Source organism: Streptococcus pseudopneumoniae, from assembly GCF_001072375.1.
Lineage (GTDB): Bacteria > Bacillota > Bacilli > Lactobacillales > Streptococcaceae > Streptococcus > Streptococcus pseudopneumoniae_L.
On the sequence record NZ_JVKV01000089.1, the window covers coordinates 1 to 9281 of the forward strand.

A 9281-nucleotide genomic window follows, 5' to 3' on the forward strand; every position below is an offset into this window, starting at 1 on the left:
CAATCCAAAGACAATTGAGAGGCTAGGACTTTTGTCCCAGCCTCAGTTTCTGTTCATAAAGTTTATCCGACTGATCCTTCCATCTCGTAGCTAATCAAGCGGTTGAGCTCAACTGCGTATTCCATTGGAAGTTCTTTTGTGAAGGGCTCTACAAATCCCATGACGATCATCTCAGTTGCCTCAGATTCTGACAGACCACGACTCATGAGATAATAGAGTTGTTCTTCTGAAATCTTAGATACTTTGGCTTCGTGTTCCAAAGCAACTTGTGAGTTGTGGATTTCATTGAACGGAATAGTATCTGATGCTGACAAGTCATCCATGATAATGGTATCACACTCGATGTGAGAAACAGATTTCTTAGAGTTCTTGTTAAAGGTTACTTGTCCACGATAGTCAACCTTCCCTCCGCCTTTAGCGATGGATTTAGATACGATAGACGAGCTTGTATGTGGTGCATTGTGGATCATCTTGGCACCAGTATCTTGATGTTGGCCAGCATTAGCAAAGGCAATCGAAAGCATGGTACCACGCGCTCCTTCTCCATCTAGGTAAACAGATGGATATTTCATAGTCGTTTTGGCACCCAAGTTTCCATCAATCCACTCAACTGTCGCATCTTTTAAAGCTTTAGCACGTTTGGTTACCAAGTTATAAACGTTGTCAGACCAGTTTTGGATGGTTGTATAACGCATATAAGCTCCGTCCAAAGCAAAGATTTCTACAATAGCAGCATGCAAGCTGTTGCTAGAATATGTTGGCGCTGTACATCCTTCTACGTAGTGGACACTTGCTCCCTCATCAACGATGATTAAAGTACGTTCAAACTGTCCAGTATTTTCGTTGTTGATACGGAAGTAAGTTTGAAGTGGAATATCTACCTTGACACCTTTTGGTACGTAGATAAATGTTCCACCTGACCATACTGCTGAGTTGAGGGCTGCCAACTTGTTATCAGTCGGTGGTACCAACTTCGCAAAGTATTGTTTAAACAAGTCTGGGTATTCCTTGAGGGCAGAATCTGTATCTGTAAAGATGATACCTAACTTCTCAAATTCTTCCTTCATGTTATGGTAAACCACTTCTGACTCATACTGGGCAGAAGCTCCAGCAAGATAAGCACGCTCAGCTTCAGGAATCCCAATACGTTCAAAGGTTTCTTTGATTTTTTCAGGAACTTCATCCCAAGAACGAGCTGGTTTATCAGATGGTTTTTGGTAGTAAATCAAGTCATCAAAATCAATCTCTGACAAGTCTGCTCCCCATGTTTGCATGGGCATTTTTTTGAAGGTTTCATAAGATTTCAAACGGAATTCTAACATCCACTCAGGTTCACCCTTAGCAGCTGATAGCTCACGAATAACAGCTTCGTTCAATCCTTTTCCTGTCGATAGGACAGGCTCTACATCGTCATGGAAACCAAATTTATATTCACCAAGATCAATTGGTTTTGGTTCTACTCTTTCTTCAGCCATAATATCCTTTCTTTCATTCTTTATTTCTAATGAATTATAAGACAAAGAAAGCTTGTCTTATTTGTTTTTTTGGTCTTCAATTGTTTTTTTAAGGGCATTCCAAGCTAGGGTTGCGCATTTGATTCGTTGAGGGAATTTGGCAACTCCTGACAAGAAAGCTGCATCTCCAAGTTGATCTTGACGCTCATCATTTTGACCTTGCACCATTTCAGAAAAGATGGTTGCAAGCTCTAGGATTTCTTGCTTGGTCTTTCCTAAGACTGCATCTGTCATCATACTAGAAGAGGCAGTTGAAATGGTACAACCAGAGTTTAGAAAAGCGATATCTTCCAAACGATCATCTGCATCAAACTTAACAGAGAGATTAATCACATCACCACAAGTCGGATTGTTAAGACTGATTTGTTCAGCATCTTCTAATTTTCCTTGATGATGGGGATTTTTCGAATGGTCCGCTACCACTGCCATATAAAGGCTATCTAGTTTAGAAAGTGCCATTGAAAAACTCCTTTGTCTTTAGTAAGGCATCGACTAACTTATCACAATCTGCCTTGGTATTGTAGATATAAAAACTTGCACGAGCTGTTGCTGGAACATCCAAATACTGGAGCAAAGGTTGAGCGCAATGGTGTCCGGCCCGAACTGCTACTCCTTCATAATCCAGAGCAGTAGCGAGGTCGTGAGGGTGAAGATCACCTAGGTTAAAGGCAATAACACCTGAACGTTGAGCCAAATCTTGCGAACCGTATATGGTCAATCCCTCAATTGCCTGCAATTTTGGAAAGACATATGCAATCAATTCCTGTTCATGAGCTTCAATGGCTACCATACCAAGATTTTCAAGATAATCTACTGCAGCAGCAAGTCCAATTGCACCTGCCATGTTAGGAGTTCCAGCCTCGAATTTCCAAGGCAATTCCTTCCAGCTTGCAGATTGTTCATAAACGAAATCAATCATCTCGCCACCAAACTCCACCGGTGACATTTGTTGCAGATACTTTTCTTTGCCATAAAGAACACCGATGCCTGTCGGACCAGCCATCTTGTGACCTGAGAAAGCAAAGAAATCTACATCCAAGTCCTGGACATCAATCTTCATATGCGGTGTAGACTGAGCACCATCCACCACCATAATAGCTCCAACTTGGTGAGCCATTTGAGTAATTTCCCTAATTGGATTGACTACTCCAAGAACATTTGAAGCATGAGCTAGGGAGACAAACTTGACTCTATCAGTCAATTTAGCCCGCAAGTCATCCATATCCAGAGCTCCGTCCTTGAGATAAACATAGACAAGCTCTGCCCCAGTCTTGCGACAAGCTTCCTGCCAAGGAATGATGTTGGAATGGTGTTCCATGACAGAAATCAAAACTTGATCCCCCTCAGTCAAGAATTCCTCAGCGAAACGTGCCACCCAGTTGAGACTGGTTGTCGTTCCTCTAGTAAAGAGGACTTCCTTTGTCGAGCCTGCATTGATGAACTTACGAATAGTTTCACGAGCAGCTTCGTAGGAAGCTGTCGCACGCTCTGCCAAAGTATGAACCCCACGGTGGACATTGGCATTGTCCTGCTCATAGTAGCGGTTAATGGCTTCCAGAACTGCTAGTGGTTTTTGTGTCGTCGCGGCATTATCCAGATAAACCAGAGGTTCGTCGTTAACAATCTGGTCTAAAATTGGAAAATCCTTGCGAATCGCTTCTACATCTAACATAGGCTTCCCCTTAGCGTTTTGACAATTTTTCTTCGATAGTTGCAATCATTTCATCACGAACTTCTTTGACTGGAATCTCAACGATTACAGATCCAAGGAAACCACGTACAACCAAGCGTTCCGCAGTTGCTCGATCCAAGCCACGGCTCATGAGGTAGTACATATCTTCTGGATCTACTTGACCGATTGAAGCTGCGTGTCCTGCAGTGACATCATTTTCATCAATCAATAGAATTGGATTAGCATCTGAACGAGCTTGGTCTGAAAGCATGAGAACACGGCTCTCTTGTTGGGCATCTGCTCCCTTAGCACCCTTAATGATGTGCCCAATACCGTTGAAGGTCAAGGTTGCTTTTTCAAGAATAACCCCATGTTGAAGGATATTACCGATAGAGTTGCAACCATAGTTAGTCACTCGGGTATCAATTCCTTGCACCTGACGACCACTTGATAGAGCAACAACCTTAAGGTCTGCATGGCTACCATTTCCAATCAAATCACTATCAAAGTCTGCAACAACATTTCCTTCGTTCATGACACCGATAGCCCAGTCAATACTTGCATCGTTGCCCAATTTACCTCGGCGGCTAATGTAGGCTGTAACATTTTCGCCTAGACGGTCAATCGCTGCAAACTTCACTTGCGCGCCTGAACGTGCAATGACTTCTACTGTGATATTGGCAGTTGCCTTAGCACTACCCTCACCACGTGACTCCAGACGTTCAAGGTAGCTAATCTTACTGTTCTTACCAGCAATGATAAGGATATGCTTGTTAAATGGTACATCACTGTCGCTGTCTTGGTAGAAAATACCTTCGATTGGTTCAGCAATCTCAACATTATCAGGAATGTAGAGAACAGCACCACTGTTAAAGTATGCTGTATGGTAGGCCGCCAACTTGTCATCATCATATTTAACAGATGACATGAAGAATTCCTCAATAAGCTCTGGAATTTCTTCTAAAGCTGAGTGGAAGTCTGTAAACACAACCCCTTGTTCAGCTAATTCAACTGGAGTTTGTTCAAAAACAGTCTGAGTTCCTACTTGCACCAACTTCAAGTGATTATCTAGAGCTGTGAAGTCAGGAACATTTGCTGATGGCTCACTTTCTGTGATGGTACCATCACCAAGATTCCAACGATGAAATTTGACACGCTCAATGACTGGCAATTCCAAACTCTCAATCTTATCAAAAGCTTTTTGACGGAGGTCTGACAACCAGATTGGTTCAGCGTGCATTTCTGAAAAAAGTTTAATAGTTTCTTTAGTCATTTACTTCTCCTAAAAGATACGAGGGAATTACAATTCTTCCTTGTAGTCATAGCCAAGTTCTTCAGCTAATTTTGCGTATCCTTCACGTTCCAAACGTGCAGCCAATTCTGGACCACCAGAAAGAACAACACTACCTTCCATCATCACGTGTACCACATCTGGCGTGATATAGTTCAAGAGACGTTGGTAGTGAGTAATGATCATAGCACCAAAGCCTTCACCACGCATAGCATTAACCCCTTTAGATACTACTTTAAGAGCGTCAATATCAAGACCTGAGTCAATCTCATCAAGAAGGGCAAAAGTTGGTTCCAACATTAAGAGTTGTAGAATTTCATTACGTTTTTTCTCACCACCAGAGAATCCTTCGTTAAGATACCGCTCTGCCATTTCTTCTTTCATGTTGAGCAATTCCATTTTTTCGTCTAGCTTAGTGATAAACTCACGCACTGAAATCTTCTCATCATCTTCTTTACCAGCATTCATAGCTGCACGAAGGAATTCTGCATTGGTAATTCCTGGAATTTCTGATGGATATTGCATAGCAAGGAAAAGTCCCATACGCGCACGCTCGTCCACTTCCAACTCAAGGATGTTTACGCCATCAAACAAGACTTCACCTTTAGTGACTTCATAGTTTGGATTTCCCATGATAGCGGCTGAAAGAGTTGATTTACCAGTACCATTTGGTCCCATGATAGCGGCAATTTCTCCTGTTTTAAGGGTCAGGTTAACCCCTTTTAAAATTTCTTTTCCTTCGATTTCAACGTGAAGATCTTTGATCTCTAATACTGACATGATAATTCCTTTCTTTTCAATCCGTTTTATCATTTTCGTTAGAAAAATTGTCCTTAGTTTTCTAGTAAAAAACGATAAAATATCAATAAATATACTTTAATAGTATAACAAAAAAAAGCCTAAAAGGCTTTAATTTTGTCTAGAAGCTGAGGGTTACTTCTTTCCACGAAAATGGTCATCTATAGCGTTGACAATTTTACCCATAATATAGCTGACTCTAAAATTTCTTAGGATTAAAATAGCCCAAAGCAAGGCCACGATATACCGTTGCTCCATGATGGATTCATTAAAAAAATAAGTCTCAGCAGCAGTAAATAAGGCCATAATTATAAATTGTTGTCTGTTCATCGTATTATGTTACAAAATCCTTTTAATCTTCTGCTATGATCACTTTACCCGCTAGAAATTCAAATCCTTGAGGAAGGATAGATTCTTCAACTTCTTCCTTAACCGGTTGACCTTGAGACGATTTAGCTTTAGCAGAGAAGTCTGCTCTGACTTCTTTCCACTCTTCCATGGAAATAGCAAGAATTTCTGGTGAAAATCCCGCTGCTTGACTGAGTATATTGCCAAACATGGTGTTGAGATTATCACGTTTCATGGTCTGACCAGCATTGAAGTTAGACTCAAATGCAAGAATGGCATGGTGCTCATTAGCCGCAACAGGTTGAGAACCAACTAAAAGCGCCTTATCTGGACCTGACAAGCTTTCAATAACTTCTCCCCAAGCATTTTGAAGACGTATTAAATTTTGACGGGCTAAATCAGGATTTTCAACAGCTTCTTGAAGAATAGACTGAACCTTATTGCGATCTACGCGATAAACTGACTTGCTGTTAACTGGACGACTCGGTGTTGGTGTAGTCTGCTTAGGACTCATGTTAACATTTGCTAGGGCCTGTTTCAATCGTGCAACTTCTTCTCGAAGTGAGGCTAATTCTCCACTTGTATCATCTGACAATGTTGGTTTTGAATCTATCTCTGCCAAACAAATGGTCATCATTTCAGCGTAAATCTTAGGCTGTAAGCTAGCCTTGATATCAGCTAAACTACTTGTCGCAATTCTAATCATCTCAAATAAAACAGCCTGTGAAAGACCTAAGTTATCCTTAAAGAGATCACTATGGTGAGTATTCTCCCCACCAGTTTGGACAATCAAAATATCCCTTAGATACTGCAACAAATCCGTTACAAATCGTGTCATGCTTTTTCCGTTATCAAAAATCAAATTAAGATTTTCCAAAGCACGAGTCACATCTTTTTGTGCCAAGGCAGCCACATAATTATCCAAAGCACTTAGACTAATAGTCCCAGTAATTTCCTCAGAAACAGCTGTTGTTAATCTAGCCTCTTGAGTCAAGCTCAATGCTTGGTCTAAAATGGACAAAGCATCCCGCATACCACCTTCTGCTCTACGAGCGATAATCTCAACAGCTTCAGTTTCATAAGTAATCCCTTCCTTTTCTAAAATATGGAAGATATGATCTCGAATATCCTGAGTTCTAATAGATTTGAACTCGAAGCGTTGAACACGAGACAAAATGGTTGCAGGAATCTTATGAAGCTCTGTCGTTGCTAGGATAAAAACAACATTAGGAGTGGGTTCTTCGAGAGTTTTCAAAAGGGCATTGAAGGCTCCAGTTGAAAGCATATGAACCTCATCAATGATATAGACCTTATACTGAGCTACACTTGGAGCATAGGTTGATTTATCACGAATATCACGAATTTCATCCACTCCATTGTTCGAGGCCGCATCCATTTCGATAACGTCTTCCAAGCTACCGTCTGTTACAGCTTGACAGATATAACAGTTATTGCAAGGTTCTCCTCCCTCTTGATTAGGGCAGTTCATAGCCTTGGCAAAAATTTTGGCTACACTGGTTTTTCCAGTTCCACGAGGCCCTGAAAATAGATAGGCATGGCTGATCTTTTCCTGCTCTACAGCTTGTTTCAGAGTTTTTGCAACAATTTCTTGGCCTACTAACTGTGAAAATGTTTGACTTCTATATTTTCGATAAAGGGCCTGATACATTACGCTTTCTCCTCAAACATTGAAAAATTCCATTCGGTTTTCTCTAACAAAATAGCAACATACTCTTCTAGATATTTCTGATCCAACTCATCATAATCATCAACAAGAGATGAATCTAAATCTAGAACGCCCAAAAGACGTCCCTCTTTAACCATCGGCACAACAATCTCACTACAAGCACTACTATCGCAAGAAATATAGTTTGGATAGGTTTTTACATCACCAACAATCACTGTTTGACGACTAGCTGCTGATTCACCACAAACACCTTTTCCAAGAGCGATTCGTACACATGAAACTCCACCTTGAAAGGGTCCCAAGATCAGTTCATTCCCATCAAATAGATAGAAACCTGCAAAAACAGTATTGGGAAAGCTTGTTTTTAGCAAAGCACTAGCATTAGAAAGATTAGCCAACACATTGGGCTCTCCTTCTAAAAGATAAGAGAGCTGTTCATTTATTGTTTGATAAAGTAATTCTTTTTCTGAATATAACATAAAACCATTATATCAAAAAATGCTAGTAGAAAAAAGAAAAATCCCTTGTTTTAAAAACAAAGGATTTTATTCAAATTCGAATGGATTAAAGTTCGATGTCTCCGAACAAGTCAGCCATTGAGAATCCTGTTTGAGTTTCAGGAAGTTCAAAATCACGTTTTTCTTGACGTTTTGGACGACGTGGACGTGGAGCGCGTTTTTCTTCTTTTTGTCCTTCTTCTTGAGCTGGACGTTCTTCAAGAGCTTTGATAGAAAGTGAAACGCGTTCTGCATCAGCGTTAACTTCAAGAACTTTAACAGTAACTTCTTGACCAACTTTAAGAGCTTCTTTTGGATTTTCAATACGTTTGTGTGAAATTTGTGATACGTGAACAAGTCCATCGATACCTGGCAATACTTCAACAAATGCACCGAAGTCAGTCAAACGTTTAACTGTACCTTCTACAACATCACCTTTAGCCAATTTTTGCTCAACGCCATCCCATGGTCCAGGTGTTGTAGCTTTAAGTGAAAGTGATACACGTCCTTCTTCTTCGTTAAGATCAAGGATTTTCACTTCAACTTCTTCACCAACAGTTACAACTGATTTTGGTGAAACGTTACGTTCGTGTGACAATTCAGTCAAGTGAACCAATCCGTCAACACCACCAAGGTCGATGAAAGCACCGAAGCTTGTGATACGTGCAACTTTACCAGTTACAACATCACCAACAGCCAATTTGCCAAATACTTCAGCACGAGCTGCTGCTGTAGCTGCTTCTACAACTTCACGACGTGAAAGGATGAAGCGGTTTTCTTTAGGATCAACTTCTTTGATTTTAGCATCAAACTCTTGACCTACAAAACGCTCAGTGTTACGTACAAAACGAGTATCCAACATTGAAGCTGGGATAAATCCACGTACACCTTCAAATTCTACTGAAAGTCCACCCTTAACAGCGCGAGTTCCTTTAACTGTAACAACTTCTTCTTCGCGTCCTACAAGTTTGTCCCATGCTTTGCGAGCTTCAAGGCGTTTTTTAGATACAAGGTATGTTACTGTATCAGTATCTTTACCAACTACTTGACGAAGTACAAGAACATCCAATACTTCACCTACTTTTACAAAGTCATTGATATCTGCATCGCGATCGTTTGTCAATTCGCGAAGAGTCAAGACACCTTCAACACCAGTTCCAGAGATTGCAACGTTAGCTTGAGTAGCATCAACTGTCAATACTTCAGCACTAACAACATCACCTGGCTCAACTTGGCTAACGCTATTTAGCAAATCTTCAAATTCGTTCATCTAAAAAATCCTCCAACAATCAAGTTTTTCTTAAACTTGACATACTTATAATTTTTTCCTAAGCACCCGCAAAGACATGTTATATCGTTCACGTCCTTCAATTATAAAAATAAAATACCCTAAGATATTTTTCTTTTTATCCTTGAATTTATTACCTAAGAACTGGGGTAGCTGGATTCGAACCAACGCATGAGGGAGTCAAAG

9 protein-coding genes are annotated in these 9281 nt (G+C 40.5%); all 9 read right to left on the reverse strand.

Annotated features, from left to right (window positions below):
• Positions 1-62 precede the first annotated feature (62 nt).
• A complete protein-coding gene (gene sufB / locus ADH31_RS07100; RefSeq protein ID WP_049509807.1) occupies positions 63-1475 on the reverse strand; it encodes a Fe-S cluster assembly protein SufB in 1413 nt (470 codons plus the stop codon).
• 57 nt (positions 1476-1532) lie between these two features.
• Positions 1533-1973 (reverse strand): Fe-S cluster assembly sulfur transfer protein SufU, encoded by a 441-nt coding sequence (gene sufU / locus ADH31_RS07105; RefSeq protein ID WP_049509808.1) that lies wholly within the window; start codon positions 1971-1973, stop codon positions 1533-1535.
• Positions 1960-3186 (reverse strand): cysteine desulfurase, encoded by a 1227-nt coding sequence (locus tag ADH31_RS07110; RefSeq protein ID WP_049509810.1) that lies wholly within the window; start codon positions 3184-3186, stop codon positions 1960-1962. The genes sufU and ADH31_RS07110 overlap by 14 nt, the downstream gene beginning before the upstream one ends.
• A 10-nt stretch (positions 3187-3196) precedes the next feature.
• Complete coding sequence (sufD, locus tag ADH31_RS07115; RefSeq protein ID WP_049509811.1) at positions 3197-4459, reverse strand: Fe-S cluster assembly protein SufD; 1263 nt, start codon at positions 4457-4459, stop codon at positions 3197-3199.
• A 27-nt stretch (positions 4460-4486) separates the two neighbouring features.
• Positions 4487-5257 carry a Fe-S cluster assembly ATPase SufC gene (gene sufC / locus ADH31_RS07120; protein ID WP_049509813.1) on the reverse strand — a complete coding sequence of 257 codons (771 nt, stop codon included), beginning with the start codon at positions 5255-5257 and terminating at the stop codon, positions 4487-4489.
• Between the two features lie 153 nt (positions 5258-5410).
• Entirely contained in the window at positions 5411-5605 is a 195-nt protein-coding gene (locus ADH31_RS07125) for a DUF3272 family protein (protein ID WP_001081607.1), read from the reverse strand.
• Positions 5606-5627: 22 nt separating this feature from the next.
• Positions 5628-7292, reverse strand: a complete 1665-nt coding sequence (dnaX, locus tag ADH31_RS07130; RefSeq protein ID WP_049509814.1) for a DNA polymerase III subunit gamma/tau — start codon at positions 7290-7292, stop codon at positions 5628-5630.
• Complete coding sequence (locus tag ADH31_RS07135; protein WP_049509816.1) at positions 7292-7789, reverse strand: GAF domain-containing protein; 498 nt, start codon at positions 7787-7789, stop codon at positions 7292-7294. Before ADH31_RS07135 ends, dnaX begins: the two co-directional genes overlap by 1 nt.
• 85 nt (positions 7790-7874) lie before the next feature.
• Positions 7875-9077 (reverse strand): 30S ribosomal protein S1, encoded by a 1203-nt coding sequence (gene rpsA, locus ADH31_RS07140; protein ID WP_001001618.1) that lies wholly within the window; start codon positions 9075-9077, stop codon positions 7875-7877.
• Positions 9078-9281: the final 204 nt, after the last annotated feature.

Excerpts from the sequence above, each read along its gene's own strand:
- sufB (WP_049509807.1), bottom strand. The coding sequence starts at position 1,475 with ATGGCTGAAGAAAGAGTAGAACCAAAACCAATTGATCTTGGTGAATAT.
- sufU (WP_049509808.1), bottom strand. The coding sequence starts at position 1,973 with ATGGCACTTTCTAAACTAGATAGCCTTTATATGGCAGTGGTAGCGGAC.
- ADH31_RS07110 (WP_049509810.1), bottom strand. The coding sequence starts at position 3,186 with ATGTTAGATGTAGAAGCGATTCGCAAGGATTTTCCAATTTTAGACCAG.
- sufD (WP_049509811.1), bottom strand. The coding sequence starts at position 4,459 with ATGACTAAAGAAACTATTAAACTTTTTTCAGAAATGCACGCTGAACCA.
- sufC (WP_049509813.1), bottom strand. The coding sequence starts at position 5,257 with ATGTCAGTATTAGAGATCAAAGATCTTCACGTTGAAATCGAAGGAAAA.
- ADH31_RS07125 (WP_001081607.1), bottom strand. The coding sequence starts at position 5,605 with ATGAACAGACAACAATTTATAATTATGGCCTTATTTACTGCTGCTGAG.
- dnaX (WP_049509814.1), bottom strand. The coding sequence starts at position 7,292 with ATGTATCAGGCCCTTTATCGAAAATATAGAAGTCAAACATTTTCACAG.
- ADH31_RS07135 (WP_049509816.1), bottom strand. The coding sequence starts at position 7,789 with ATGTTATATTCAGAAAAAGAATTACTTTATCAAACAATAAATGAACAG.
- rpsA (WP_001001618.1), bottom strand. The coding sequence starts at position 9,077 with ATGAACGAATTTGAAGATTTGCTAAATAGCGTTAGCCAAGTTGAGCCA.